At 67.1% G+C, this 25,903-nt stretch carries 25 protein-coding genes, 2 tRNA genes and 1 pseudogene; 10 read left to right on the top strand and 18 right to left on the bottom strand.

The annotated features are described in order from the left end of the window. Positions 1-14: 14 nt before the first annotated feature. The 5 genes from clpX to BPODLACK_RS04280 form a co-directional block, all read right to left on the bottom strand. Complete coding sequence (gene clpX, locus BPODLACK_RS04300) at positions 15-1,295, bottom strand: ATP-dependent Clp protease ATP-binding subunit ClpX (RefSeq protein WP_024498363.1); 1,281 nt, start codon at positions 1,293-1,295, stop codon at positions 15-17. Positions 1,296-1,492: 197 nt separating this feature from the next. Beyond that, positions 1,493-2,191, bottom strand: a complete 699-nt coding sequence (locus BPODLACK_RS04295) for an ATP-dependent Clp protease proteolytic subunit (RefSeq protein ID WP_024498362.1) — start codon at positions 2,189-2,191, stop codon at positions 1,493-1,495. A gap of 55 nt (positions 2,192-2,246) precedes the next feature. Beyond that, complete coding sequence (locus tag BPODLACK_RS04290) at positions 2,247-2,846, bottom strand: ATP-dependent Clp protease proteolytic subunit (protein WP_024498361.1); 600 nt, start codon at positions 2,844-2,846, stop codon at positions 2,247-2,249. A gap of 259 nt (positions 2,847-3,105) precedes the next feature. Further along, a complete protein-coding gene (gene tig / locus BPODLACK_RS04285) occupies positions 3,106-4,470 on the bottom strand; it encodes a trigger factor (RefSeq protein WP_159404788.1) in 1,365 nt (454 codons plus the stop codon). An 85-nt stretch (positions 4,471-4,555) separates the two neighbouring features. Continuing rightward, positions 4,556-4,629: transfer RNA gene (locus BPODLACK_RS04280), tRNA-Pro, on the bottom strand. Between the two features lie 196 nt (positions 4,630-4,825). Here BPODLACK_RS04280 and BPODLACK_RS04275 point away from each other — a divergent pair. Further along, a tRNA-Gly gene (locus BPODLACK_RS04275) sits at positions 4,826-4,899 on the top strand. A gap of 93 nt (positions 4,900-4,992) precedes the next feature. Here BPODLACK_RS04275 and BPODLACK_RS04270 read toward each other — a convergent pair. Beyond that, positions 4,993-5,268: a hypothetical protein gene (locus BPODLACK_RS04270; protein WP_236577600.1), complete on the bottom strand. Its 276-nt coding sequence runs from the start codon at positions 5,266-5,268 to the stop codon at positions 4,993-4,995. Between the two features lie 214 nt (positions 5,269-5,482). Between BPODLACK_RS04270 and BPODLACK_RS04265 the strand changes: the two genes are divergently transcribed. Next, complete coding sequence (locus BPODLACK_RS04265; RefSeq protein ID WP_081712409.1) at positions 5,483-5,668, top strand: hypothetical protein; 186 nt, start codon at positions 5,483-5,485, stop codon at positions 5,666-5,668. A 254-nt stretch (positions 5,669-5,922) separates the two neighbouring features. Next, positions 5,923-6,657 (top strand): L,D-transpeptidase, encoded by a 735-nt coding sequence (locus tag BPODLACK_RS04260; protein WP_236577599.1) that lies wholly within the window; start codon positions 5,923-5,925, stop codon positions 6,655-6,657. 104 nt (positions 6,658-6,761) lie between these two features. Here BPODLACK_RS04260 and BPODLACK_RS04255 read toward each other — a convergent pair. From BPODLACK_RS04255 to BPODLACK_RS04240, 4 genes and pseudogenes are all read right to left on the bottom strand, one after another. Further along, positions 6,762-7,688: pseudogene (locus BPODLACK_RS04255) on the bottom strand (PE-PPE domain-containing protein); the annotation flags it as partial. 83 nt (positions 7,689-7,771) lie between these two features. Next, positions 7,772-8,209, bottom strand: a complete 438-nt coding sequence (locus BPODLACK_RS04250; protein WP_024498356.1) for a hypothetical protein — start codon at positions 8,207-8,209, stop codon at positions 7,772-7,774. A gap of 89 nt (positions 8,210-8,298) precedes the next feature. Further along, positions 8,299-9,102 carry an Fpg/Nei family DNA glycosylase gene (locus BPODLACK_RS04245; RefSeq protein WP_159404786.1) on the bottom strand — a complete coding sequence of 268 codons (804 nt, stop codon included), beginning with the start codon at positions 9,100-9,102 and terminating at the stop codon, positions 8,299-8,301. Between the two features lie 3 nt (positions 9,103-9,105). Continuing rightward, the gene (locus BPODLACK_RS04240) at positions 9,106-9,585 is read right to left on the bottom strand and encodes a ribose-5-phosphate isomerase (protein WP_127962873.1); all 480 of its coding nucleotides are present in this window, start codon (positions 9,583-9,585) and stop codon (positions 9,106-9,108) included. Positions 9,586-9,607: 22 nt separating this feature from the next. On the opposite strand from BPODLACK_RS04240, the gene BPODLACK_RS04235 reads away from it, so the two are divergent. Then, positions 9,608-10,633: a M48 family metallopeptidase gene (locus BPODLACK_RS04235; RefSeq protein ID WP_159404785.1), complete on the top strand. Its 1,026-nt coding sequence runs from the start codon at positions 9,608-9,610 to the stop codon at positions 10,631-10,633. A 90-nt stretch (positions 10,634-10,723) separates the two neighbouring features. Here BPODLACK_RS04235 and BPODLACK_RS04230 read toward each other — a convergent pair whose 3' ends face one another. Further along, a complete protein-coding gene (locus tag BPODLACK_RS04230) occupies positions 10,724-11,347 on the bottom strand; it encodes a DsbA family oxidoreductase (protein ID WP_159404864.1) in 624 nt (207 codons plus the stop codon). 202 nt (positions 11,348-11,549) lie between these two features. Between BPODLACK_RS04230 and BPODLACK_RS04225 the strand changes: the two genes are divergently transcribed. Both BPODLACK_RS04225 and pepN read left to right on the top strand, forming a co-directional pair. Then, on the top strand, positions 11,550-12,785 hold the full coding sequence (locus tag BPODLACK_RS04225; protein ID WP_159404784.1) for a TetR/AcrR family transcriptional regulator: 1,236 nt from the start codon (positions 11,550-11,552) through the stop codon (positions 12,783-12,785). 29 nt (positions 12,786-12,814) lie between these two features. Then, complete coding sequence (pepN, locus tag BPODLACK_RS04220) at positions 12,815-15,400, top strand: aminopeptidase N (RefSeq protein WP_159404783.1); 2,586 nt, start codon at positions 12,815-12,817, stop codon at positions 15,398-15,400. 40 nt (positions 15,401-15,440) lie between these two features. Here the strand turns inward: pepN and BPODLACK_RS04215 are convergent, their stop codons facing one another. Together BPODLACK_RS04215 and BPODLACK_RS04210 are read right to left on the bottom strand one after the other, a co-directional pair. Further along, a complete protein-coding gene (locus BPODLACK_RS04215) occupies positions 15,441-16,118 on the bottom strand; it encodes a response regulator (RefSeq protein WP_024498350.1) in 678 nt (225 codons plus the stop codon). After that, positions 16,115-17,683: a sensor histidine kinase gene (locus tag BPODLACK_RS04210; RefSeq protein WP_159404782.1), complete on the bottom strand. Its 1,569-nt coding sequence runs from the start codon at positions 17,681-17,683 to the stop codon at positions 16,115-16,117. The genes BPODLACK_RS04215 and BPODLACK_RS04210 overlap by 4 nt, the downstream gene beginning before the upstream one ends. 159 nt (positions 17,684-17,842) lie before the next feature. On the opposite strand from BPODLACK_RS04210, the gene BPODLACK_RS04205 reads away from it, so the two are divergent. Both BPODLACK_RS04205 and BPODLACK_RS04200 read left to right on the top strand, forming a co-directional pair. Beyond that, entirely contained in the window at positions 17,843-19,270 is a 1,428-nt protein-coding gene (locus tag BPODLACK_RS04205; protein ID WP_024498349.1) for a cation:dicarboxylate symporter family transporter, read from the top strand. Between the two features lie 169 nt (positions 19,271-19,439). Continuing rightward, positions 19,440-20,504, top strand: coding sequence for a fatty acid desaturase family protein (locus tag BPODLACK_RS04200; RefSeq protein ID WP_024498348.1), 1,065 nt, complete (start codon positions 19,440-19,442; stop codon positions 20,502-20,504). An 80-nt stretch (positions 20,505-20,584) separates the two neighbouring features. Here BPODLACK_RS04200 and BPODLACK_RS04195 read toward each other — a convergent pair whose 3' ends face one another. The 3 genes from BPODLACK_RS04195 to BPODLACK_RS04185 all read right to left on the bottom strand — a co-directional run bounded on the left by BPODLACK_RS04195 (position 20,585) and on the right by BPODLACK_RS04185 (position 22,077). Next, complete coding sequence (locus BPODLACK_RS04195; protein ID WP_024498347.1) at positions 20,585-21,079, bottom strand: DUF5130 domain-containing protein; 495 nt, start codon at positions 21,077-21,079, stop codon at positions 20,585-20,587. Continuing rightward, on the bottom strand, positions 21,066-21,314 hold the full coding sequence (gene ctaJ / locus BPODLACK_RS04190) for an aa3-type cytochrome oxidase subunit CtaJ (RefSeq protein ID WP_024498346.1): 249 nt from the start codon (positions 21,312-21,314) through the stop codon (positions 21,066-21,068). The genes BPODLACK_RS04195 and ctaJ overlap by 14 nt, the downstream gene beginning before the upstream one ends. A gap of 163 nt (positions 21,315-21,477) precedes the next feature. Continuing rightward, positions 21,478-22,077 (bottom strand): HNH endonuclease, encoded by a 600-nt coding sequence (locus tag BPODLACK_RS04185; protein ID WP_024498345.1) that lies wholly within the window; start codon positions 22,075-22,077, stop codon positions 21,478-21,480. Between the two features lie 150 nt (positions 22,078-22,227). Between BPODLACK_RS04185 and BPODLACK_RS04180 the strand changes: the two genes are divergently transcribed. Beyond that, entirely contained in the window at positions 22,228-22,656 is a 429-nt protein-coding gene (locus BPODLACK_RS04180; protein WP_159404781.1) for a globin, read from the top strand. Between the two features lie 101 nt (positions 22,657-22,757). Next, complete coding sequence (locus tag BPODLACK_RS04175; protein ID WP_024498343.1) at positions 22,758-24,722, top strand: glycoside hydrolase family 13 protein; 1,965 nt, start codon at positions 22,758-22,760, stop codon at positions 24,720-24,722. Positions 24,723-24,729: 7 nt separating this feature from the next. Here BPODLACK_RS04175 and BPODLACK_RS04170 read toward each other — a convergent pair whose 3' ends face one another. Continuing rightward, the gene (locus BPODLACK_RS04170) at positions 24,730-25,416 is read right to left on the bottom strand and encodes a hypothetical protein (RefSeq protein ID WP_024498342.1); all 687 of its coding nucleotides are present in this window, start codon (positions 25,414-25,416) and stop codon (positions 24,730-24,732) included. Next, the gene (locus BPODLACK_RS04165; RefSeq protein WP_159404780.1) at positions 25,416-25,886 is read right to left on the bottom strand and encodes an acyl-CoA thioesterase; all 471 of its coding nucleotides are present in this window, start codon (positions 25,884-25,886) and stop codon (positions 25,416-25,418) included. The genes BPODLACK_RS04170 and BPODLACK_RS04165 overlap by 1 nt, the downstream gene beginning before the upstream one ends. Between the last annotated feature and the right edge of the window lie 17 nt (positions 25,887-25,903).

The following is a 25,903-nucleotide window of genomic DNA, read 5'->3' as shown; positions in this document are numbered from 1 at the left end:
ACGAAGCCTGTGCGTCAGGCGGTCTTGTCGCGACGCTCGTCGCTCGACGCCTTGCGCGGCACGATCGTCGGCAATACGTTGTCGCGCACCGTCTCACCGGTGACGACGACCTTCTCGACGTCGTCCCGGCTCGGGATGTCGTACATCACCGGAAGCAGCACCTCTTCCATGATGGCGCGCAGACCACGAGCACCGGTGCCCCGATGGATCGCCTGGTCGGCGACCGCCTCGAGAGCGTCCTGGGTGAACTCGAGTTCGACGTTGTCCATCTCGAACAGCCGGGTGTACTGCTTCACCAGTGCGTTCTTCGGCTCCGACAGGATGCTCACCAGTGAGGCCTTGTCGAGGTTGGTCACCGACGCGACGACCGGCAGACGGCCGATGAACTCCGGGATCAGGCCGAACTTGATCAGGTCCTCGGGCATGACGTCGGCGAACTGATCGGTCGTGTCGACGTCGTCCTTGCTCGCCACGTCGTTGCCGAAGCCCAAGCCCCGCTTGCCGATTCGCTCGGACACGATCTTCTCGAGACCCGCGAACGCACCCGCGACGATGAACAACACGTTGGTCGTGTCGATCTGGATGAACTCCTGATGCGGATGCTTGCGCCCACCCTGGGGCGGCACCGACGCCTGAGTGCCCTCGAGGATCTTCAGCAGAGCCTGCTGAACGCCCTCGCCGGACACATCGCGGGTGATCGACGGGTTCTCGCTCTTGCGGGCGATCTTGTCGACCTCGTCGATGTAGATGATGCCGGTCTCGGCGCGCTTGACGTCGTAGTCGGCGGCCTGGATCAGCTTCAGCAGGATGTTCTCGACATCCTCACCGACATAACCGGCCTCGGTGAGAGCGGTCGCGTCGGCGATGGCGAACGGCACGTTCAGCATCTTGGCCAGTGTCTGCGCGAGGTACGTCTTGCCACATCCGGTCGGGCCGAGCATCAGGATGTTCGACTTCATCAGCTCGACGGTCTCGCCCGTGCGGGAGTCCTTCTTCTCCCCCGCCTGGATGCGCTTGTAGTGGTTGTAGACGGCCACCGCGAGCGTGCGCTTGGCGGTGTCCTGACCGATGACGTACTTCTCGAGGAAGTCGCGGATCTCCGCGGGCTTCGGGAGCTCGTCGAGTTTCACGTCGCCGTTCTCGGCGAGCTCCTCCTCGATGATCTCGTTGCAGAGGTCGATGCACTCATCGCAGATGTACACGCCGGGACCGGCGATGAGCTTCTTCACCTGCTTCTGACTCTTCCCGCAGAAAGAGCACTTCAGCAGGTCGCCGCCGTCTCCGATTCGTGCCATCTCGCGTAGTACCTACTTCCTCGTTGCCGGACTGTCGTCATGGTCCGTCGCGTCGCACGCAGCCGGGCACGGGTCATCTGAACGACATCCGAATGCCCAGTAACCCGACGGTACCCGCGCACCGCTCGAACTTCGACCGATAAGGCCAAATGTCGCGACAGAAAATCCCCGCGACTCCTGTGCTGTTTGCGTTGCCGTCAGGACTTCTTCATCGACTTCTTGCGGTACTCGAAGACCTCGTCGATGATTCCGTATTCCTTGGCCGCCGCGGCGGTCAGGATGTTGTCGCGGTCGGTGTCCTTGCGGATCTTCGCCTTGTCCTGGCCGGTGTGGCCGGCCAGGATCTCGTCGAGCCGGTCGCGGATGCGCTCGATCTCGGCGGCCTGGATCTCGAGGTCGGAGACCTGGCCCTGGTAGGCGCCGCCGGTGCGCGGCTGGTGGATCAGGACGGTCGCGTTGGGCAGCGCGGCGCGCTTGCCCGGGGTGCCACCCGCGAGCAGGATCGCCGCCGCCGAGGCGGCCTCACCCAGGCACACGGTCACGATGTCGCAGTGGACGTACTGCATCGTGTCGTAGATGGCGAGCATGTCGGGCACGCTGCCGCCGGGCGAGTTGATGTACATCGTGATGTCGCGATCGGGGTCCTGCGACTCGAGGACGAGCAGCTGGGCCATCACGTCGTTGGACACGACCTGGTCGATCGGGGTGCCGACGAAGACGATGCGCTCCTCGAACAGCTTGGCGTAGGGGTCGTACTGGCGCTGACCGTTCGGGGTGTGCTCGATGAACTGCGGCAGGATGTAGCGCGCCTCGATGTTCTTGAGCGCCAACGCCGACGCGGGGATTCCGGCGGCGACCTCGGCGGGCATGCCGTCCAGGGAAAGGGAGTTGGTCATCTGTTGCTCCAATGAGTAGGTGTGGCTCGGAGGTGGCGGGGTGCTCGGGGCCGGGTCACTGCCCCGGACGCGAGATCACCTTGTCGACGAAGCCGTACTCTTTGGCCTCCTCCGCGGTGAACCACTTGTCGCGATCCGCGTCGGCCTCGATCTTCTCGAGCGGCTGACCACTGAACTCGGCGTTGAGCCGGTTCATCTCCTTCTTGGTGAGCGCGAACTGCTCGGCCTGGATGGCGATGTCGGCGGCGGTACCACCGATACCGGCCGACGGCTGGTGCATCATGATCCGCGCGTGGGGCAGGGCGTGGCGCTTGCCCTTGGCGCCGGCCGCGAGGAGGAACTGCCCCATCGATGCCGCCATGCCCATCGCGTAGGTGGCGACGTCGCACTCGGCGAGCTGCATGGTGTCGAAGATGGCCATGCCCGCGGTGACCGAGCCACCGGGCGAGTTGATGTAGAGGTGGATGTCCCTGGTCGGGTCCTCGGCGGCGAGCAGCAGGATCTGCGCGCACAGCCGGTTGGCGATGTCGTCGTCCACCTGGGTACCCAGGAAGATGATGCGTTCGCGCAGCAGACGCTCGAACACCGAATCGGTCAGGTTCAACCCAGCCACACCCGAACTCATCGAGGGTGTGTGGATGGTCGGCTCACTCACGGGTTCCTACCTTTGCCTTGTTGTCATGACCTGTGCGCGCCGTCTCGGGCGTCGCACACGTTCCGATCTGTCTGATGACGTCCTCACCGACACTAACCAATCCACACCCCCCGGCACTCCCGAGGACACGTCTATTCGCTGAGAGCAGAACGGGCCATCACAGTGAATGGCGAATGCAGTTCGACGGATTTGACGACGATCGCCGGCCCCCGCGAACGGGGACCGGCGATCGGTGGTGGGAGTGGAGGCTCCGGCCGACTCAGTTGTCGGTGTCGGCGGCTTCGTCCGAATCGCCGTCCTCGTCCTTGCCCCCGAAGAACTCGGAGGTGTCGACGGTCGCGCCCGTGGTGTCGGTGACGGTGAACTCGCCGACGATGCCCGCCAGCGACTTGCCGCGACGGACGTCGGCGTAGACCGCGCCCACCTGGTTGGCCTGCGTCAGCTGCTGGATGAATTCCTGCGGCTGCATGCCGTAGCGCTGCGCGGTGAAGATGATCTGCTGGGTCAGCTCGTCCTGGCTGACCTCGGTCTCCTGCTGGTCGGCGATCGCGTCGAGGAGCAGCTGCTGCTTGACCGACTTCTCGGCCTCCTCGCGGGCCTCGGCGTCCCACTCCTCGCGGGTCTTGCCCTGCGCCTCGAGGAACTTCGCGACCTGCTCGTCGTCGTGGCCGAGAGCGTGGACGATCTGGTGCTGCTGGCCCTCGATCTCTTCCTCGACGACCTTCTCCGGCAACGGGACCTCGACGGTCTCGATCAGCTTCTCGAGCACGGCGTCGCGGATCTTGTTGGCCTGCTCGAGCTTCGCCGACTGCTCGACGCGCTCCGCCAGGCTCGCACGCAGCTCCTCGACGGTGTCGAACTCGCTGGCCATCTGGGCGAACTCGTCGTCGACCTCGGGGAGCTCGCGCTCCTTGACCGACTGCACGGTGACCTTCACCAGGGCCTCCTCACCGGCGTGGTCGCCGGCGACGAGCTTGGTGGTGAATTCCTTGCTCTCGCCGGCCTTCAGACCGATGAGGGCGTCGTCGAGTCCGTCGATGAGCTGGCCGGAGCCGACCTCGTGAGAGAGCCCCTCGGTGGTCGCCTCCTCGACAGCCTCGCCGTCGACGGTGGCCTCGAGATCGATCGAGACGAAGTCACCGTTCTCGATGCCGCGCTCGACACCCTTGAGGGTGCCGAAGCGGGCGCGCAGGCCCTCGAGCTGCTCGTCGACGGCAGCGTCGTCGATCTCGATGGCGTCGACCTCGACCGAGAGGGTCGAGTAGTCGGGCAGGGTGATCTCCGGGCGGACGTCGACCTCGGCGCTGAAGGTGACGGACTCGCCGTACTTCAGCTCCGACAGATCGATCTCCGGCTGGCCGATGGCCTTGGTCTCGGTCTCGGCGACGGCCTCCGAGTACTTGGCGGGGATGGCGTCGTTGACGACCTGCGCCAGGATCGAGTCGCGACCGACGCGGGCCTCGATCAGCTTGGCGGGCGCCTTGCCCGGACGGAAGCCGGGAATCCGGATCTGCTGGGCCAACGACCGGTACGCCCGGTCGAAGTCTGCGGACAGCTCCTCGAACGGGACCTCGACGTTGAGCTTCACTCGGGTCGGGGTGAGTTGCTCGACAGTGCTCTTCACGCCTGGTGCTCCTTATATCTGCGGTGGTGATGAAAGTTCGGTTCGGCGGTTGTGCCGCCGCGACCTACGCGGTCACATCGACAAGTCGGGATGACAGGATTTGAACCTGCGACCCTCCGCTCCCAAAGCGGATGCGCTACCAAGCTGCGCCACATCCCGCGGTCCGTGGTCGCGGTGTAGGCCTCATGGCCGACCGCGCATCAGGGCCAACAGAAGATAGTACGGGGCGCCTCCAGCGCCACGACCAACGGGTGCCCACCGCACCGACGCCCACCCCGATTTCCAGATCCGGCGCGCCGCCAGGTACAGTCACTCATCGCACGCGGCGTACCGGGTCACCGGTGATCGCGAGCACGCGGGTGTAGCTCAATGGTAGAGCCCTAGTCTTCCAAACTAGCTACGCGGGTTCGATTCCCGTCACCCGCTCCACAACGAGGCCACGCCGGCTCCGACGGCGAACCTCGACGAGAGTGCACGCCGACCGCCTGAGTCCGCGTGCATTCGCCGATCCGTCGGGTGCGTTCAGTACCGGTAGTCGTGAAACTCCCATTCGTACCAATACGGGTACGGACGGTAGTAGTGCCACGGGTACTCGTAGTCCTGCGGACGGGATCGTTCCACCCCGGGGGTCGAATCCGGTGAGTCGTCACCGGGGCCCGTCGAGATGACCGGCGGAGGACACGGCGCGTACTGACCGTTCTCGATGTACATCTGGCAGGGCTTGTCTTCCGCTACTGCAGATCCGGCGCCCAGGACGAGGACGCCGGCGAAGGCAGCAAGAGCGACGGTCGACCCCATCAAAGCTCGGTTCATGGGTCTGATCTCTCACCGAAGCTCAGCACCCCCCTCCGCGCGGAAATGTCTCCCGACCTGCGTGCCCTCCCCCGTTCACGCGCCCCGTCCTTCCCGAGTGCCGTCCTATACGTTGCTCCCCCGGGCCGCGAGATCGGGCAAGCTTCGCGAACCTGAAACCAGGCTGTGACCCACGACACATCCCGCGTAAGGTGGGGCCATGCCCTCTTCACACACCAAAACCCAGCGAAAGTGTCCGACCTGCGGGGCGCCGCTGTATCTACGCAGGGACACCACCGAATCCGAGATCGGCGTCAGCCGCGTCGACGTCATGCTCGTCTGTCGCGACGAGGCATGCACCCAGCCGGTGCGCCACCTCCGCACCGAGCACCCGCAACCCGCCTGACCCTCCGACGCCGCTCTGGGACAAGCGACCGGGTTGACACCATCGCGACAGGGACGATGATGTACGTCGTCGAGATGATCGGTCCAAGCGCCGCCGATTTGTGACGACCGTCACATGCAGCACGGTCGATGCGCTCACCACGGGTTTTTGCCAGCCCGCACCCGCTGTTTGCGATCGCGGCACCCGTGCGGGGGCGGCATTCTTTGGCCGCCCGACAACGGTTGTGTAACGATGGATTCGCGCTTTCAGATGTTATGCGCGAGACATTCATCGAACCGAAGGTACGACTAGTGCAGACCAATACTGAGCCGATCACGCGGTCTCGTCGACGCTCGACTCGACGCCTCACCGGGATCGCCGTCGGCGTCCTCGCCATGGCTCTCGCCCTCCCCGGCGTCGCGAACGCTGCACCGGTCACCGTGATCCCGGGTCTGCCCCCGGTGGAGATCCCGGTGATCCCCGGTCTGCCCACTCCGCCGGCACCGAGCGCTCCGAAGGCTCCGGAACCGCCGTCGAGCAGCACCACTCCGGAGAAGCCGGCCGACCCGGCGATCCCGAACGTGAAGACCCCGACCGGCTACATCGCACTCGCCGACGACAAGACCCACACCATCACCTGGTGGAAGAACGGCGAGGTCGTGAAGAAGATGCCGATCTCGATGGGTTCGGACAAGCACCCCACCCCGAACGGCGTCTACCACACCAAGGAAAAGTACCGCGACATGTACATGGACTCGTCCACGTACGGCGTGCCGGTCGACTCCGCCGAGGGCTACCGCACCTACGTCGAGTATGCGACCCGCATGTCCTGGGACGGCATCTTCATCCATGCCGCACCGTGGTCGGTCGCACAGCAGGGCAACAGCAATGTGAGCCACGGCTGCATCAACGTCACGACCGAGTACGGCAAGTGGGTTTACGACAACGTTCCGCGCGGGACCCCGATCGTGGTGCGCAACACCGTCGGCGGCCAGTACCAGGGCGACTGACCTCTCCCCCGCATCCGACTCCGACGTGGGCCGGTCACCGACACGGTGACCGGCCCTCGTCGTCGTATGGGTTCCTCATGCGGCCCGGACGGGGCCGGGGAAGCAGCGGGGACCTCACCGGCGAAGGTCGCCTGCACCTGGAGCCAACCCGCGATCACCTGGCATCCGGTCGAGGCGGGATCGGTGACGGACCCGCGACGGTACGGCTCGTACTGGTACGAGGTGTGGCGTCCGCCCGGCGAGTTCGTCAGCACGATCCCGAGAATCCGCATCATCGACGGCAGATAGCAGCGGATCTCCCACCACGCCGAGGCCAGTCGGTGAACGTCGCGCCGCCACTGCGACGGGCGCACCGCGGTGCGGCGCGCGTTCTGGAAAGCATTGCGGCGCAGTACCTCCCACGCATTGCATCCCCACCGGCCCAGTGCGGCGAAGGTCATCGCCCGCGTCAGGTCGGCGAAGTCACGGACGAGTGAGTCGGCACGCGCGTTGCAGATCACGTCGTCGGGAGCGCCCACCCACATCACCGGGAGTCCTGGCGGCAATTCCGCACCGGGACCCGCGACACCCCATCCGTCGCAGCCGGGTGCCGCACCGGGCGGCTGGTGCGGGTCCGCGACGAGTCCGACGCCGAGAAGACGCGTGACGACGGGATCACCCCGCGTCCACAACCCGGCGAGCGCAGCCCGGATCACCACGGCTCCCTGCGAATAGCCCAGCAGGGCAACCGGTCCCGCCGTCCGCTCGAGCAGCCCGGACAGTCGTCGGGCGCCGATCGCCACGCTGTCGGCGAAGCTCATGCCGCCGGGGTGGGGTGCCGGACCGTAGCTCGCCGGGTAGGCGACCCAGCGGGAGTCGAATCGTTCGTCGAGTTCGTCGGTCACCGCCGAGAGAAGACCGACGACCTCGGTACGGACATCGCCGGGGTACGACTCACCGGTTCCACCCACCACGAACACCGTGATACCCGCCGGCGCGCCGTCATCGACGACGTGATCGCGGGCCTGGTCGTCGCTGTACACCCCATCCATCGTGGCGGCCGCACATGTGAGCGGACGTCAGACGACGCTGTGGGTTCGCTGAGATCCGCGAGCGCGTCCCACGACGGGGAGGATCAGAGCATGCCGCCGGGTGGCGGCTTGGCGACGTAGTCGGCCGTCTCGATGATCGCGATGAAGAATCCGCTCCCCTCGATCACGTTCGCGCTGTGGACCAGTCCGGCCGGGATGTAGATACTCGCCGGCGCCTCCACCACATACGACTCGTCGCCCAAGGTGATCTCGTACACCAGATGATCGAGGGACAGGAGGATGTTGATCTCGGGACAGTCGTGCACGTGCGGTTCGCAGTAATCGCGGTTCCCGGCCGATACGGCCCGCATCTCGTGGGCGACGACGCGCTTCTCGGCTTCGGGGAACAGATCGCCCCCGGCGAGCACGCGTCGGGTGACCGGTGCGTGGGATGCGCCGTGAAACGGCACGTCCTTCAGTGGCGAGATCTCACCGCGTGAGATCAGACCCGCGTGGACACGGGAGTCCTCGGCTATCGACACACTTTCCCCCAGTCTCGGCATGGGGCGCCCTGCCCCGATCTTCCCGAGATATTACTGAGGTTTGCCTAGCCTTTCTATTCGGCCTCGCGTCACGTCTGACAGACGGGGCACCAATAGAGCTTGCGCGCATCGAGTTCGGCGAGCAGGACCGGTGTACCGCAGATGCGACACGGCTCCCCTGCCCGGCGATAGACATAGGTCCGGGGACGGTTCGCCGCATACGCCGGCGCTCCGTGGTCGTCCTCAGGACGGACCACATGGATACGTCCCCGACGCACGCCAACCTTCATCAACGCCACGAGGTCGTGCCACATCTCGTCGAATTCGCTTCGGAGAAGCCGATTTCCGGGACGCATGGGATCGATCCCGGCACGGTAGAGAACTTCGGCGCGATACACGTTCCCGATGCCCGCGATGACTTTCTGGTCCATCAGCAGCGCACCGATCGGGCGCGACGACCGGGAGATGGCCGCCCACGCCCGTTCCGGGTCGGCGTCACGGCGGAGAGGATCCGGACCCAGCCTCGCGATCAGAGCGTCGAGGTCGGTGAGGTGGTAGAGCTCACACGCCGTCGGACCGCGCAGATCGGTACCGGTCTCCTCGCTCTCGATGCGCAGCCGAACCTGTCCGACCGGTTCGGGCAACGGTGCGGTCAGCTCGGTGAAGGCACCGTAGAGGCCGAGGTGGATGTGCACCATCCGCTCGGTCCGACCGTCGCGATAGCGGTGCAGCAGGTGTTTGCCCCACGCCTCCGCAGCGTGGAAGGTCATCCCGTCCACGGCGGCCGCGCCGTCGGCGAATCGCCCCTGAGGGCTGCTCACCCGGACCCGGCGACCCCCGAAGAGTCGCTGCTGCCGGCGGGCGAGCCGGTGCAGGGTGTGGCCCTCGGGCACCGGTCAGGCCGGCGGCTGCGGGACCTCGGGAGCCACGCCGGTGCGCTCGTACTCGGCGAGGATGTCGATGCGGCGCTGGTGACGCGGCTCCTCCGACCACGAAGTGGCCAGGAAGGCGTCGACGATGGCGAGGGCTTCCTCGGTTGAGTGCATGCGCCCGCCGATGCCGATCAGCTGGGCGTTGTTGTGCTGGCGGGCGAGCTGCGCGGTCTCCACGCTCCAGGCCAGTGCGCAGCGGGCGCCGGGCACCTTGTTGGCCGCGATCTGCTCGCCGTTGCCGCTACCGCCGAGCACGATGCCCAGGCTGCCGGGATCGGCCACGGTCCGAGCCGCGGCGTCGATGCAGAAGGCCGGATAGTCGTCGAGGGCGTCGTAGACGTGGGCGCCGCAGTCCACCACCTCGTGGCCGTTCGCCTTCAGATGGTCGGCGATCTGGTTCTTGAGTTCGAATCCGGCATGGTCGGCACCGAGATAGACACGCATGGCGCCACTATAGATTGAGGGCGTGGACACGCCTGCGCCCATCCCCCGAGCGTCGATGAACCCGATCCCGAACGTGCCCGGGGTCGTCGATCCCCTCCCGGAAACGGCTCCCGATCCGTCACGACACTGGCTGCGAGCGGCCCGCTTCGCCGTGCGCCCGCAACTGCATCCCTGGGAGATCCCCGTCCTGATCCTCGTCATCCTGACCACGACGGTGCTCTACGCGGCGATCATCATCCTCGTCGCACTCGGCATGGTGAACCAGATCCTGTTGGGCGCGTTGGCCTTTCCGTTGGTGTTGTTCGTGATCCGCGGTCTCACCTATGCGACGCCGCGGGTGAACGGTGTGCAGATGACGCCCACCCAGTTCCCGGAGGGCCATCGGATGGTGGTCGAGGCCGCCGCCCGCTTCGGTCTGGAGTACGTGCCGGACGCCTACGTCGTACTCGGCAACGGGCAGGTCAATGCCTTCGCCTCCGGCCACGGGTTCCGGCGATTCGTCGTCGTCTACTCCGACCTGTTCGAGGTCGGCGGTGCCGCCCGCAGCCCGGAGGCGCTGGAGTTCATCATCGGCCACGAGGTCGGACACATCGCAGCCGGTCACACGTCGTACTGGCGTCAGTTGGCGACGGTCCTCGGGACGAGCATCCCGCTGCTCGGCGGCGCCCTCTCGCGAGCACAGGAGTACAGCGCCGACAACTACGGCTACTACGCGAAGCCGGTGGGCGCACCGGGGGCGATCGGTGTCCTGGCCGCCGGAAAGTACATGCTGTCCGCGGTCGATTTCGACCAGTTCGCCGACCGCGCCACCCACGAACGCGGATTCTTCGTGCATCTGGTCAACGCGATCTCGACCCATCCGGTCCTCACCTGGCGCGCCGCGGCTCTCCGTGACCGCACCCGGGCCGGAGCGATGCTGCTCCGGCCGCGCCGGATCGTCCGCGGCGTCGGCAGCGGGAACGTCGTGACCGTGCCGCCGCCACCGCACCCGGCCTCGGTGCCGCCCGGTTCGCTCCCGAACGGTCTCGAGCTCCCGCCCCGGTTCTGAAGCGCCGAGGGAGGACTTCGGCGGGACCGGGTACTCATTCCCTCCCGCCACCCTGGTTCCAGTTCTGCGCCGGCCGGGCGCCGTCGAGGGTCAGTCGAACTCGGGATCCTCGGTGCGGCTGCGCTTGAGTTCGTAGAAGTGCGGGTACGAGGCGAGTGCGAGCGCACCGTCCCACACCTTGCCGGCGTCCTCTCCACGCGGGATGCGAGAGAGCACCGGACCGAAGAAGGCGACGCCGTTGACGTGGATCGTGGGTGTGCCGACGTCGTCGCCGACCTTGTCCATGCCCTCGTGGTGGCTCTTGCGGATGGCGTCGTCGAACTCCTCGGAGTCGGCGGCCTGCGCCAGCGAGGCGTCGAGTCCGAGCTCGGCCAGCGCGCCGGCGATGACCTGGTCGAAGTCCTTGTTCCCCGCGTTGTGGATGCGCGTGCCCATCGCGGTGTAGAGCGGGGCGAGGATCTCGTCGCCCTTTTGTGCCGCGGCGGCCGCGATGACGCGGACCGGGCGCCACGCACCCTTGAGTGCCTCGCGATACTCCTCGGGGATGTCCTTGCCCTCGTTGAGAACCGCAAGGCTCATGATGTGGAAGTTCACGTCGATCGGCCGGACCTTCTCGGCCTCGAGAATCCACCGTGAGGTGATCCAGCACCACGGACAGAGCGGGTCGAACCAGAAGTCGACACGATCGGTGGTGGACTGGCCCTGCTCTGACATCGTCTGCTCTGACATCCTCGGCGTCCTCTCAGAAGTTGTGGTCGAGCTCGACCGTACCGGCGGCACCGCCAACCCGGCTCAACAGCCATAGGGGCCCGGCTGTTCCCCGTTTGTGATGTGTGCGGCGAAAATTCGCGACGAATCCGGTTACGGTTTCTCGGGGGGGGACGATTTTGCCACCGTTCTCGGAGAGGAAACGTCCATGTCGTCGCCGCCGCTCGATCCGGACTCCGGTCCCGGGCCGGCGGGCGGGCGTTCCAGTCCCCGGGGTCCGCGGGCGGAACAGATCATCCGGGCTGCGACGGCCCTCTTCCAGGACGCCGGGTACCGCAATGTCAGCATCGAACAGATCGGTGCCGCCGTTGGTCTGACCGGACCCGCGGTGTACCGCCACTTCCCCGGCAAACACGACATCCTCGTGCAAGCGCTGCTCACCCAGGTCGACCTGATGGATGAACTCGTGCGCGAGGCCGACGAGTATGCCGGCACACCCGAGGCCCAACTGTGGCGGTTTCTCGATCGCCTCGGCGATCTGACCGCCAACCAGGACGTGTCCATCCTCTGGCGCCGGGAGCAACGCCACCTCCGCCCCACCCAGCTCGAGCAGATGCGGAGCTACTTCACGAGGTTCAGCGACTACATCGCCGACAAGGTCGCCGCCGCGCGGCCGGATCTGTCATTCGACGACGGACGGCTACTCGGTTTCGCCGTCCTGAGCCTGTACTCCAACACCTCCGTCATCCGCGGGACGATGGCACCTGTACATGTGATGCAGATCCAGCGCGCCGTCGCGCATTCGATCATCAACTGCTCACTGCCCGCGACGAAACCGGACGCCACTCCGGCGATTCCGGTCACGCGGCGTCCGGCCGGCCGACATGAACGCATCCTCGACGCGGCGACGGATCTGTTCGCCGAGCGCGGTTTCCACGACGTCCGGATCGACGACATCGCGCGGGCGGCCGACATCTCCGTCGCCACCTTCTACCAGCAGGTTCCGGGCAAGACCGAGATCCTGCGGGCAGTCCTGGTCCGGGGAGTCGAGGGCATGCTCTATCTGACGACCCACGCCCTCACGGGCGTCGATCCCGGGGACGCCCTCGACGTGCTGATCTCGATTCATGTCGAGCAGGCACTCGGTGTCCACGGGCGGACCATCCCCGTCTGGACCCGCGACATCGTCTACCTCCCCGAGGCGGACCAGGATGCGTTGCGTTCGGCCCAGCGCGCGTACATCGCCGAATGGGTCGCCGCGATCCGTGCCCGGACGCCGGAACTGTCCGAGGCCGACGCCGCAGCCCTCACCCGGGCGTTCATCGGAGTGGCCGACGACATCGTCCAGGCCCCGGATCTGCGCGCACGTCCCGGGATCACCGACGACCTCGCCACGCTGTCGAAGACGATTCTGCAGCCTGTCGGTCTGCTGTCGAACGGCTGAGCACCGTCGGTCTCGATAAGCTGGCCGGTGTGACTGCTCCGAACCTCACCAGAGACCAGGCCCGCGAACGCGCCGCGATCGTCGACGTGTCGAATTACCGGATCGAACTCGACCTCACCGACGGGAAGGGTGCGCCCGGCACCGAGACGTTCCGTTCCACCTCCACGGTCACGTTCACCGCGACCGAGGGCGCCGAGACCTTCATCGACCTCGTCGCACCGACGCTGCACTCGGCGACCCTCAACGGCGTCGAGCTCGACGTCTCCGGCTTCGACGAATCCGCCGGCATCGTGCTGCCCGGCCTGGCCGCGGAGAACACCCTCACCGTGGTCGCCGACTGCGCCTACTCCAACACCGGTGAGGGACTGCACCGCTTCGTCGACCAGTCCGACGACTCGGTGTACCTGTACTCCCAGTTCGAAACCGCCGACGCCAAGCGCATGTTCGCCTGTTTCGACCAGCCCGACCTGAAGGCGACCTACACGCTCACGGTCACGGCCCCGGAGGACTGGAAGGTCATCTCCAACGCCGCACACGTGGAGACCGTCGCCGCCGAACCCGGAATCCATCGCTTCCGCGAGACCGCACCCATGAGCACCTACCTCGTCGCGCTCATCGCCGGACCGTACGCCGAGTGGACCGACGTCTACTCCGACGACCACGGCGACATCCCGCTCGGCATCTACTGCCGCGCCTCGCTCGCCGAGCATATGGACGCCGACCGGTTGTTCACCGAGACCAAGCAGGGATTCGCCTTCTACCACAAGAACTTCGGCATCCCCTACGCCTTCGGGAAGTACGACCAGCTCTTCGTGCCCGAGTTCAACGCGGGCGCGATGGAGAATGCCGGCGCGGTGACCTTCCTGGAGGACTACGTCTTCCGGTCGCGCGTCACCAAGTACCTCTACGAACGTCGCGCCGAGACCGTGCTGCACGAGATGGCGCACATGTGGTTCGGCGACCTGGTCACCATGCAGTGGTGGGATGACCTGTGGCTCAACGAATCCTTCGCCACCTTCGCCTCGGTGCTCTGCCAGTCGGAGGCCACCGAGTACACCAACGCCTGGACGACGTTCGCGAACGTCGAGAAGTCGTGGGCCTACCGGCAGGATCAGCTGCCCTCGACCCACCCGGTCGCCGCCGACATCCCCGACATCGCCGCCGTCGAGGTCAACTTCGACGGCATCACCTACGCCAAGGGCGCCTCGGTGCTCAAGCAACTCGTCGCCTACGTCGGCGTGGAGGACTTCCTCGCCGGCCTGCGCGACTACTTCGCCGCCCACAAGTTCGGCAACGCAACCTTCTCGGATCTGCTGGGCGCACTGGAGCGCTCGTCCGGTCGCGACCTGTCGGACTGGGGCGACCAGTGGCTGCGCACCACGGGCATCAACGTCATGCGTCCCGACTTCGAGGTCGACGGGTCCGGGGCGTTCACCCGGTTCACCATCGTCCAGGACGGCGCCGCCCCGGGCGCGGGCGACACCCGCGTGCACCGGTTGCGCGTCGGCGTCTACGCCGACAACGGTTCGGGTGCGATCGAACAGACCCACAGCGTCGAACTCGACGTCGACGGCGAGCGCACCGACGTGCCCGGCCTGATCGGCGTGAACCGCGGAGATCTGGTGCTGCTCAACGACGGTGACCTCACCTACGCCTCGATCCGGCTCGATTCCGAGTCGCTGGCCACCGCGACCGCCCGAATCGGCGACATCACCGACTCGATGCCGCGCACTCTCGTGTGGTCGGCGGCCTGGGAGATGACCCGACAGGCCGAGATGCGTGCCCGCGACTTCGTCGAACTCGTGCAGCGCGGTATCGCTTCCGAGACCGAGATCGGCGTGGTGCAGCGTGTTCTGATGCAGGCGACCACCGCCATCGAGTCCTACGCCGATCCCGACTGGGCGGCCACGACCGGCCGGCCCGCGTTCAGCGCCCGCCTGCTCGAACTGGCCCGGGGAGCCGATGCCGGGTCCGACCATCAGCTCGCCTTCGTCAACACCTGGCTGGCCGGCAAGCTCAACGACGACCAGACCGACGTGGCGGGTGCCCTCCTCGAGGGAGCGGACCCGGCCGAACACGGTCTCGACGGGCTGGCCGTGGACACCGACCTCCGCTGGAAACTGGTGCGCGCGTTGGCGACCGCCGGTGCGATCGATCCGGAAGCCGATTCGACGCCGATCATCGACGCCGAGGCTCAGCGCGACAACACCGCCACCGGCACCCGTCAGGCCGCCGCGGCACGCGCGTCGCGACCACTCGCCGAGGCCAAGGCCGACGCCTGGTCGCAGGCGATCGACGACGATTCGCTGTCGAACATCTACACCCGCACCATGATCGAGGGCTTCGCACGTCCGGGCCAGGGCGAGCTGCTCGAGCCGTATGTCGAGAAGTACTTCGAGGCGGTCCCGCAGGTGTGGGCCCGACGCTCGAGCGAGGTCGCCCAGACCGTCGTCATCGGCCTGTACCCGAGCTGGGCGATGACCCAGCGGGCCCTCGATCTCGCCGAGGAGTTCCTGGCCGGTGATCATCCGCCCGCCCTCAAGCGGCTGATCTCCGAAGGCCGTGACGGCGTCGCGCGTTCGCTGCGGGCACGCGAGTTCGACGCGCAGGGCTGAGGATTCGCGGTATCGGTGGCTGTGGTCTCGGTGGCGCTGGTCAGCGTCGGCGCCACCGGTACCGCACCTGCGGCCGTCCGGCCGATCCGTACTGGCTGTCACGATCGAGCACACCGTCGTCGGAGAGCCGCTCCAGGTATCGCCACGCGGTGACCCGCGACGAGCCGAGCGCGCGGGCCACCTCCGAAGCGGTGAGCCCGTCGACACTGTCACGCACCGCGCGGCGGACCGCGTCCTCGGTCTGCGGCGCGGACCCTTTCGCCGACCCCCGGAGGTCCACGGCGCGCAGCTGCGCCAGCGCCCGGTCGACATCGCGCTGGCTGACCGCATCGGTATCACCGGCGAGCGCTTCCCGGTACCGCAGATACTGCTCGATCTTCTCGCGGAAGGCCGCGAAGGTGAAGGGTTTCAGCAGGTAGAGCAACACCCCGCGGGACATCGCGTCGCGCACGGTCTGCAGGTCGCGTTGTGCGGTGATCGCGATGATGTCGGGAGCCGGACGCACCCCGGACAGCGCGGAGGCGAGGTCGGTGCCCCGGGCGTCGGGCAGACCGAGGTCGAGAAGCACCAGGTCGACGACATGGGTTCGCGCGGTGCGCAACGCCTCCTGAGCGGTGGTCACCGCTCCGACGACGTCGAAACAGCCGATGCGGCCGAGATAGTCACGGTGCGCCGCGGCGATGAGCGGTTCGTCCTCGACGATCAGCACCCGGATCACTGCGTCGCCCCCGCCCGTGACGGCACCGCCAGTATTCGCACCGTGACCACCGAACCGTAGGTGTTCTCCGCGGTCAACGTCCCATGGTGTCGCGCGACCACCTGGGCGACGAGTGCCAGACCCAGTCCGCGGCCCGCCTCGTCGCCACCGGACTTGGTGGAGTACCCGCGGGCTGTCGCCCGGCGGAAGAGATCGTCATCCATGCCGGAACCACTGTCGGCGACGACGATCTCGAGCGCTTCCTGGTCCCCGGTGACACCGACCTCGACCCACGGGTCGGCCGGATCGCACGCGTCGAGGGCGTTGTCGACGAGATTGCCCACCACGGTGACCATCTCTCCCGGCGACAGGATCTGGGTGGCGTCATCAGTCACCTGGGAATCCTCGGTGAGCGAGAACGAGATTCCCCGTTCGGCCGCCTGGGCACTCTTCCCCAGGAGCAGCGCGACGAGCGCGGGCTCGGCCACCGCCTGGGTCATGCGATCGATGAGGTGTTGCGACAGTTCGAGTTCGGTCGTCGCCAGCCGGATCGCCTCCTCCGGCCGCCCCATCTCGACCAGCGCGACCAGCGTGTGGAGTCGGTTGGCAGCTTCATGCGCCTGGGACCGGAGCGCCTCGGCGAATCGTGTCATCGAGTCCAGTTCGCCGGTGATCTCGGCCAACTCGGTCCGGTCGCGGATCGTGACGACCGACGAGCGGCGTCGCCCGGACACCGGCGACCGGCTCACCAGCAGCACCCGCCCGCCCTCCGCATAGAGCTCGTCGGCGGCCGAAGCATCCGCACCGGTCAGGAACGCGGGCAGATCGCCTGCGGGCGTGTCGGTCCCGATTCGGAGGAGGCGTCGCGCCTCGTCGTTGACCAGAGCCGGTCGGCCGTCCTCGACGACGATCAATCCCTCGCGGACCGCGCGCAACACCGCGTCGTGGTGGTCGTACATGAGCCGGAGTTCCTCCGGTGCCAGCCCACCGGTTTGTCGCAGGAGGCGCCGCCGGATCCACCAGACGCCGACGACGGCTGTCACCAGTGCCGCGAACGCGGTGACCGCGATCGGCGGCAGCTCCCCGCGCCATGTCGACGTGAGCGAACGCTGGGTGATGCCCGCCGCCACCATGCCGACGACACGACCGTCGGTCGTCCGCACCGGCGCGATGGTGCGGACGGACGGGCCCAGGGTCCCGGTGTACGTCTCGGTCATCGTCTCACCGCGGAGGGCCGCGTCGATGCTGCCGATGTAGGCCGCGCCGATCAGAGCCGGATCGGTGTGGGTGTAGCGGGTGCGATCCGGACCGAGCACCGTGATGAACGCGATGCCGGTCGCCTTCCGGATCCGGTCGGTGACCGGCTGCAGGATCGCGCTCGGGTCCGGCGAGGTGAGCGCGGAGACCGTCGACGGTGACTCCGCCAGGCTGACGGCCACGGCGGTGACCTCGGCACGTGCGGCCCGGTCCCCGTCGACACGCGCGTCGACCGCAGCCAGGAGGCTGCCCGCGACGACCACCACCGCCACGACGACCAGCGCGAGAGCCGCGACCTGACCGGCCAGCGTTCGCGGATACCACCGCATTCCCGGCCCTCGATTCCTCACCGTGTTTCGACAGACCCCCTTGGGGGATATCTCTCGCCGGATCCCCTGAACGTAATGAACAGAATCGTGACCGGCGCCACCACACCGGTTGACAATCCTAACCACCGATGTCCCCTGCCCACGAGGAGAGAACTGCCGATGAACACAGATCAGAAGGCCGGTGACGGTCCGGCGGATGACGGCAAGGTGGCGGGTGACGCCACGAACGCCGCCCCGCCGGCCAAGCGCGATCGCACGCACTGGCTCTACATCGCGGTCATCATCGCGGTGGTGGCCGGTGTCGTCGTCGGACTCGTCGCCCCGTCGGTCGGCAAAGAACTCGGCGTGCTCGGGACCATGTTCGTCAGCCTCATCAAGATGATGATCGCGCCGGTGATCTTCTGCACCATCGTGCTGGGCATCGGATCGGTGCGTAAAGCGGCGACGGTGGGCAAGGTCGGCGGCCTCGCCTTCGTCTACTTCCTCGTGATGTCGACGGTGGCGCTCGCGATCGGACTGGTCGTCGGCAATCTCATCCAGCCCGGGGAGGGTCTGAACATCTCGTCGATGTCGGGCAAGGGCGAGGAACTGGCCAAAGAAGCCCACGAGTCGGGCGGAACCGTCGACTTCATCCAGGGCATCATCCCCGAGTCCATGCTGTCCGCCTTGACCGACGGCAGCGTCCTGCAGGCACTGTTCGTCGCACTGCTGGTCGGATTCGCGATCCAGGCGATGGGTCGTACCGGAGAACCGATCCTGACCGCGGTCTCGTACTTCCAGAAGCTGGTCTTCAAGGTCCTGACGATGGTGCTGTGGGTGGCGCCGATCGGCGCGTTCGGCGCCATCGCGAACGTCGTCGGACAGACCGGATGGGCTGCCGTGCAGCAGCTGGTGACCCTGATGCTCGCGTTCTATCTGACCTGTCTGGTGTTCGTCTTCGGTGTTCTGGGGGTGATGCTCCGGACGATCGCGGGCGTGTCGATCTTCCGTCTCGTCCGCTACCTGGCCCGCGAATACCTGCTGATCTTCGCGACGTCGTCGTCGGAGTCGGCACTGCCACGACTGATCGCGAAGATGGAGCACCTGGGTGTCGAGAAGACGACCGTCGGTGTCGTGGTGCCCACCGGGTACTCGTTCAACCTGGACGGCACCGCGATCTACCTGACGATGGCCTCGATCTTCATCGCCGATGCGATGGGCGATCCGCTCTCGGTCGGCGAACAGATCGGTCTGCTCGCGTTCATGATCATCGCGTCCAAGGGGGCTGCGGGCGTCAGCGGCGCCGGCCTGGCCACCCTAGCGGGCGGACTCCAGGCCCATCGGCCGGAGATGCTCGACGGCGTCGGGGTGATCGTCGGGATCGACCGGTTCATGTCCGAGGCGCGTGCGGTCACCAACTTCTCGGGCAATGCAGTGGCCACCCTGCTCGTCGGTTCGTGGACACACACCATGGACAAGCACCGGGTCGACGAGGTGCTCTCGGGACGCGCCCCGTTCGACGAGACCAACATGGTCGACGATGAACTCGACCACGCCGGGACGGGAGCGCACGAGAAGGTGCTCGAGGGGTCTGCGACGCGGTCCTGAGCTGCGGCCGGCCCGCGCACCGATGGCGCGGGCCGGAACTCTGGCATGATGGGCGTCGCCCCTTGATGCATCGCAATTACGGTTCATGTCTCTCGTGACGCGCCTCAGCTCCGAAAGCTGATCTCTCCGGCGTACCTGGCAACAATCAGAAGGCCAGAGGTACGCACTCTTGTCCCTTTCATCTGTGTCGCATGCCCGCGACACGAAATTCGTCAGTTCCTACACAGAACTGGCGGCGGAAGTCCGCGCATCGGGCCTACTCGACCGTCGCCGCGGCTTCTACGTCACCCGGATGGCGTTGACCGTCCTCGCGTTCATCGGCGTGTGGGCAGCGGTGATCGTGCTCGGCGACACCTGGTGGCAGCTCGTGCCGGCCGCCGTCCTCGCCGTGGTGAGTACCCAGTTCGGTTTCCTCGGCCACGACGGCGCCCACCGTCAGATGTTCTCTTCGGCCGGCGCCAACGAGTGGAGCGCGCGGATCCTCGCCGCCGCCGGAGCCGGCTTGTCGTTCCACTGGTGGCGGAACAAGCACAACCGTCACCACAAGGCCCCGAATCAGGTGGGCATCGACCCCGACATCGCCGACGGCCCCATCGCTTTCGTGCCGGAGGTCGCCGAGGAGCGGTCGGGCCTGTACGGCTGGTTCACCCGCCGTCAGGGATGGTTCTTCGTCCCGCTGCTGACGCTTGAAGGGGCCGCACTCCACGTTGCGAGTCTTCAAGGTCTCGCCGCACGCAACGCCGTTCCACACCGTGCCGTCGAGATCTCGCTGATCGTGCTCCGGCTCGCCCTGGGTGTCGCGGTTCCGTTCATCGTGATGTCGCCGGCGCAGGCCATCGCCTTCATCGCGGTGCAGCTCGCGGTGTTCGGACTCCTGCTCGGCGGTTCGTTCGCCCCGAACCACAAGGGCATGCCGCTGGTGCCCAAGGACATGCGCGTCGACTTCCTGCGTCGCCAGGTCCTGATGTCGCGCAACATCCGCGGAGGACGGGTCACCGACTTCATGATGGGTGGCCTGAACTACCAGATCGAACACCATCTGTTCCCCAGCATGCCGCGACCCAACCTGGTCAAGGTGCAGCCGCTCGTCCGTGCCCACTGCGAGCGTCATGGCGTGCAGTACACCGAGACCTCACTGATCGCGTCCTACGGGATCGTCATCCGTTACCTCAACCAGGTCGGACTCGGTGATCGCGACCCGTTCACCTGCCCGCTGGTCCGCATGTATCGCTGATCAGCCACCCGCACAACACAGACGAGGCCGCCCCACCGAAAGGTGGGGCGGCCTCGTCTGTGGTTCTTGTACCGGTGGGATCAGCCGGCTGCGGCGGCGGTCGCCATCACACGCAGCGACGCGATCAGGCCGTCGATCAGGTTGCCCTGACGGAAGCCGGTGACCGCAGCGGTCACGCCGAGTGCGGCGACCCGGTCGTTGACGCGGCTCGACACCTCGCGACCGGAGACGATGACGACGTCGCGCGTGTTCGGCGACACCGCGATGAGCGTGCCGTGCGCGGGCTCGGGCGCCTTCGCCAGGATGGCGCGGGCACTCGCGTCGAGGTCACCGTCGAGGTCACCGACATAGATCGAGAAACGCACGAGGGCCTTCTCGCTCGCGGCCTTCAGGGTGTCGTCGAGAGCGATCAGATCCCTCTTGCTGAAGGGCGGCGTCGTCGGCGCATCACCCGGGTAGCGGGCCGCCGAGATACGTCCGCTATTGGTGATCACGGTGCCCAGCGGCAGTTCCGCGGCCGAACGGGCCGCGACCTCTGCACTCACGTTCGCGTGCGAAACCTCACCACTTGCCACTTGCCGAGCTCCCATCAACGTCGCCGGGTTCCGCGTGCCGCGGAAGTGCCATCGGTTCGATGTCGGTGGCACTGAAGAGAAGCGGTGCATGCTCCCATTGCTTGTCGAGGGTGTACTCCTTGACCTTCGGGTACTTGACCCCGCCGGAGAACACCATCGCGACAACGCAGAGCACGACGAAGAGCACCGTCACGATCGTGACTGGCACTCCGATGGGGACGATCAGGCTGTCCATGTCACCCTTTCGATGGTCGCGCCGGACCCGGCCGGTTGTCGGCACAGGTCATCGTTGATCAATCTAGCCCACATCGGACCGACCGGTGCAGGGGCCCCTACAGCGCGTCGTAGACGCTTCCCGGTGACATTCCGGCCGGCGTTTCGAGTGGCTTCCCCCCTCATCATGCGGCACCCGCGTCGATGTACTGCATCCACGCCGGATGGATGTCCTTGACCGCGGCGATGAGGCCCCAGTGCCGGCCTCTCGGGGCGATCGGCCGCGTCCGCAACGCCCAGCCCAGTTCGCCGAGCAACCGGTCCGCCTTGCGGTGATTGCACGACGCACAGCAGGCGACGCAGTTCTCCCAGTTGTGCGCGCCGCCCCGGCTACGTGGGACGACGTGATCGATGGTGGTCGCGGGTCTGCCGCAGTATCCGCAGCGGAACCGGTCACGGTGCATCAGCGCGGAGCGGGTCAACGGCACCGTCGCGCGGTACGGGACCCGCACATAGGTCCGCAGCCGGATCACCGTCGGCACCGGCACCGCCGTCGCGGGCGAGTGGAACGCTCCCCCGGACTCGTCGGCGTGGACCATGTCGGCACGCCCACGCAGGATCAGGACGACGGCGCGGCGGACGGTAACCGCGCTGAGCGGCTCGTACGTGGCGTTGAGCAGCAGCACCCGGCGGCGTGTCCACGTTCGTGACCCGGCCGCCTGCGAGGCCGGTCCGCCGTGGAGCCTCGTCACCTCGGTCGTCGTGGAATGTGACCTGTGCGTCATTCGACCTCCCGCCAGGCCCGCGTGAACAGGTTGACCTGCACAGTTCACCACGGACGCCGACGTCGTGCAGGGAAAATCCGACGCAAGACGGCCTGCCGGGGACCAGTCCGGCAGCGCGTCACGTTGAGGCACTCCGCGGTCGTGGGGACAATGGCGGCTGTGACTGGCGAATCCGGCAACTCCCCCGACCCGTCCCCGCGCAGCTTCTACAAGGAGATCGGCGGCGCGGAGACATTCCGACGGCTCACCGAGGTCTTCTACACCGAGGTGGCGAAGGACGAGGTGTTGCGCCCGCTGTACCCCGAAGAGGACCTCGGACCCGCCGAGCGACGGCTCCGGATGTTCCTCGAGCAGTACTGGGGCGGCCCCCGGACCTACTCCGACGAACGCGGCCATCCGAGGCTGCGCATGCGCCACACCCCCTATCGCGTCGGCCCGATCGAGCGCGACGCCTGGCTGCGGTGCATGCACACCGCGATCGCCGCCATCGACGACGAGACCCTCGACCCGCCGCATCGGCAGGCGCTCGTCGACTACATGGAGATGGCCGCCCAGTCGATGATGAACTCGCCGATCTGAGGTCTCGCAGAAACCTTCTGCCGTTCGCCACCCGAACTCTCGACACGCCGACGACGCGCCGATTGACCTGGATTTCTCGCCGAAAACTCAGGTAAGGCAGAATGACCACGGTGAGCGATGAGACACCAGATGTTGTCCCCGCCGAGCCATCTGACGGGGGTCAGCCCGACGGTGCACACACCGTCGTACCGGAGACCTCGGATACCGAGGGCAACGTGAGTGACTCGTCGGACGACACCCCCGAGATCGCCGGAGACACACCGGATGCCGTGGCCGGTGTCGAGGTGATCGATCCCGCGACGACCGATCCCGAGGCCCTCGACGAGGAGGCCATCGAGGCCGAGGCCGACGCCGAACTCGATCCCGACGCCGAAACCGACGCGGCAGCCGGACCGTTCGAGACCGAGGCCGCGGAATCCGCGGACCCACAAGAGGACTTGGCGCCGGCGATCGTGCCGCAGCTGGACCCGACCGACACCACCTGGTGGAAGTCCGCGGTCTTCTACCAGATCTACCCGCGGTCGTTCTGCGACGCGAACGGCGACGGCGTGGGCGATCTGGCCGGTGTCATCGGCAAACTCGGATATCTCGAGCTGCTGGGCATCGACGCGATCTGGCTGAGTCCCATCATGACCTCGCCGATGGCCGACCACGGGTACGACGTCGCCGATCCGCGCGACATCGACCCGCTCTTCGGCGATCTCGCGACGTTCGACTCGCTCATCGCCGAGGCCCACGAGCGCGACATCCGCGTCACCATGGACCTCGTCCCGAACCACACCAGCGATCAGCACGAGTGGTTCCGCGCAGCACTGGCCGCCGGTCCGGGCAGTCCGGAGCGCGCCCGCTACATCTTCCGGGACGGTCGCGGAGAGAACGGCGACGAGCCACCGAACAACTGGCACAGCATCTTCGGCGGGCCGGCATGGACCCGGATCACCGAGGCCGACGGCAGCCCCGGACAGTGGTACCTCCACATCTTCGCCGCCGAACAGCCCGACCTGAACTGGGAGAATCCCGAGGTCTTCGAGGATCTCGAGAAGACGCTGCGGTTCTGGCTGGACCGCGGCGTCGACGGCTTCCGGATCGACGTGGCGCACGGGATGGCAAAGCCCGCGGATCTGCCCGACATGGATCTCACCACCACCGCTCTGCTCACCAACGACGACGACGATCCGCGGTTCAACAACTATGCGGTACACGACATCCACCGCAAGATCCGCAAGGTGCTCGACGAGTACCCGGGCGCGGCGAACGTCGGCGAGATCTGGGTCAACGACAACGAACGATTCGCGGAGTACCTCCGTCCCGACGAACTGCATCTTGGTTTCAACTTCCGTCTCGCCAAGGCGCCCTTCGAGTCCGGCGCCATCCGCGAGGCCATCGAGAACTCGCTCGACGCCGTCCTCTCGGTGTCCGGCACCCCGACGTGGACGCTGTCCAACCACGACGTCGAACGAGAGGTGACGCGCTACGCCCCCGTCGACCCGGAGACCGGTGAACCCGACCTCGCACGCGGGACGCGGCGTGCGCGGGCGATGCTCGTCGTCGAGATGGCCCTGCCCGGAACGATCTTCCTCTACAACGGCTCCGAACTCGGCCTCCCCAACGTCGACGACCTACCCGAGGAGGTCCTCCAGGATCCGGTGTGGGAGCGGTCGGGTCACACCGAACGCGGCCGCGACGGATGCCGTGTCCCGTTGCCGTGGCAGGGCACCGAGCCACCATTCGGCTTCAGCTCGTCGGCCGACACCTGGCTGCCGATGCCGGAGTCGTGGCATTCGCTGACCGCCGAGGCACAGCTCGAGGACGTCGGCTCGATGCTGTCGCTGTACCGGGCAGCCATCGAATTGCGTTATGACCGAGCGGAATTCGCCGGCGAATCGATCGAATGGTACGAGGCCCCGGAGGGCTGCCTGGCATTCCGGCGGTCCGAGGGATTCCTGATCTGCGCCTTGAACGCGGGCGAGGTGCCGGTGCCGCTGCCACCGGGTGAACTGCTGCTGATCAGTTCGCCGCTGGTGGACGGCATGCTGGCACCCGACGCCGCCGCCTGGCTGGTCTGAGGACCGGTCAGAGAACCGTGACCGACAGGTCGCGATGACGACGCTGGTACACCGAACCGTACCGGGCGTCGATCCGGATCCACGCCGCCGACAATCGGATCCGGACCGGCTCGGCAGCATCGATGTCCTCGACGGGCGAGGTCTCGGTGACCGCGCGCCCTTCGCGGTCACGGATGAACCCCATCCCGGTCAGGGCGAAGAGCGACCGCATGGTGACCGCCGCGTGTAACGCGCCGTCCTCGGTCGAGACCTCGAGCACGTCCTGGTCGAGCAATCCCGTGGCGGGTCCATGAGCGCTGCCCTCGTCGCGCGCCACACGGGCACCGTCACGTGCCAGACCGACGATGCTGCGCGCGGGCACGTCGTCGACGTGCCGGTAGCCGGCGGATGCGGGAAGTGCACCGCGCCAGGCACTGTCGAGGGAGAACCCGGGATCGATCTGCGCGCCCGCGGGTGCGACGGCGAGCGCCGAGTGCAACGACGCGGCATCGCAGACGATGTCGGCCGGCGCAACGCGTCCCGAGACCGCGCGGGTCGCGAGTACCTCGAACCCCGTGTGGGTCCAGAGGCCGACCAGGCCGTCGGAGCGCGCCACGACCCGCACCACGGCGGCGTCGTCGAGCCTTCGGGCATGCGCGAGGAACGCCGATGCGTTGGACCGATCCGATTCCGCGATCTGGATGAACCGTTCCATCAGCGCGGCGTCGCTGACGTGTCGTCGGGGCGCCGGAAGCGGTTCAGGTAGTCCTTCTGCTCCGGGGTGAGCCGGGCGACGCGCTGCGCGCCGACGTCGAACGCGACGAGTTGGGTACTGGCGACGACTGCCGGTTTCGATTCGGGGTCGGCACCGGCGGGACGGACCTCATAACCGACGGTGAAGTCCACCGCGCGCAGGCGCTGGACGTACATGGTGACCTCGATCGGCCCCTCGGAGTGCCGCAGCTGTGCCTGGTACTTCACGTGGAGGTCGGCCACGAGGCAGCCGTCCCGCAGCGGCGCGGTGGGCCGACCGTCGAGGAACAGCCACGGGATGCGCGCCTCCTCGAGCAGCGTGACCATCCGGGCGTGGTTGATGTGCTGGTAGACGTCCATGTCCGACCATCGCACCGGGACCTTCACTACGTAGCCGGCAGCTGTTGCGGTCCCCGAGTCCTCGTTGAGCACGTGCGTTCCATCCCCTG

The sequence above is a fragment of the Gordonia sp. YY1 genome, from assembly GCF_009872315.1.
Taxonomy (GTDB): domain Bacteria; phylum Actinomycetota; class Actinomycetes; order Mycobacteriales; family Mycobacteriaceae; genus Gordonia; species Gordonia amicalis.
Note: the sequence above shows the minus strand (reverse complement) of the source record. Positions and strands in the feature narration are given on the sequence as shown.

Coding starts and splice junctions, on each gene's coding strand:
- BPODLACK_RS04210 (WP_159404782.1), bottom strand. CDS start 17,683: ATGCGGTGGTATCCGCGAACGCTGGCCGGTCAGGTCGCGGCTCTCGCG.
- clpX (WP_024498363.1), bottom strand. CDS start 1,295: ATGGCACGAATCGGAGACGGCGGCGACCTGCTGAAGTGCTCTTTCTGC.
- BPODLACK_RS04230 (WP_159404864.1), bottom strand. CDS start 11,347: ATGTCAGAGCAGGGCCAGTCCACCACCGATCGTGTCGACTTCTGGTTC.
- BPODLACK_RS04205 (WP_024498349.1), top strand. CDS start 17,843: ATGAACACAGATCAGAAGGCCGGTGACGGTCCGGCGGATGACGGCAAG.
- BPODLACK_RS04240 (WP_127962873.1), bottom strand. CDS start 9,585: ATGCGTGTCTATCTCGGTGCCGACCATGCCGGATTCGAACTCAAGAAC.
- BPODLACK_RS04260 (WP_236577599.1), top strand. CDS start 5,923: ATGCGCGAGACATTCATCGAACCGAAGGTACGACTAGTGCAGACCAAT.
- BPODLACK_RS04265 (WP_081712409.1), top strand. CDS start 5,483: ATGCCCTCTTCACACACCAAAACCCAGCGAAAGTGTCCGACCTGCGGG.
- BPODLACK_RS04295 (WP_024498362.1), bottom strand. CDS start 2,191: ATGACCAACTCCCTTTCCCTGGACGGCATGCCCGCCGAGGTCGCCGCC.
- BPODLACK_RS04270 (WP_236577600.1), bottom strand. CDS start 5,268: ATGGGGTCGACCGTCGCTCTTGCTGCCTTCGCCGGCGTCCTCGTCCTG.
- BPODLACK_RS04225 (WP_159404784.1), top strand. CDS start 11,550: ATGTCGTCGCCGCCGCTCGATCCGGACTCCGGTCCCGGGCCGGCGGGC.
- BPODLACK_RS04175 (WP_024498343.1), top strand. CDS start 22,758: ATGACCACGGTGAGCGATGAGACACCAGATGTTGTCCCCGCCGAGCCA.
- BPODLACK_RS04185 (WP_024498345.1), bottom strand. CDS start 22,077: ATGACGCACAGGTCACATTCCACGACGACCGAGGTGACGAGGCTCCAC.
- ctaJ (WP_024498346.1), bottom strand. CDS start 21,314: ATGGACAGCCTGATCGTCCCCATCGGAGTGCCAGTCACGATCGTGACG.
- BPODLACK_RS04170 (WP_024498342.1), bottom strand. CDS start 25,416: ATGGAACGGTTCATCCAGATCGCGGAATCGGATCGGTCCAACGCATCG.
- BPODLACK_RS04180 (WP_159404781.1), top strand. CDS start 22,228: ATGGCGGCTGTGACTGGCGAATCCGGCAACTCCCCCGACCCGTCCCCG.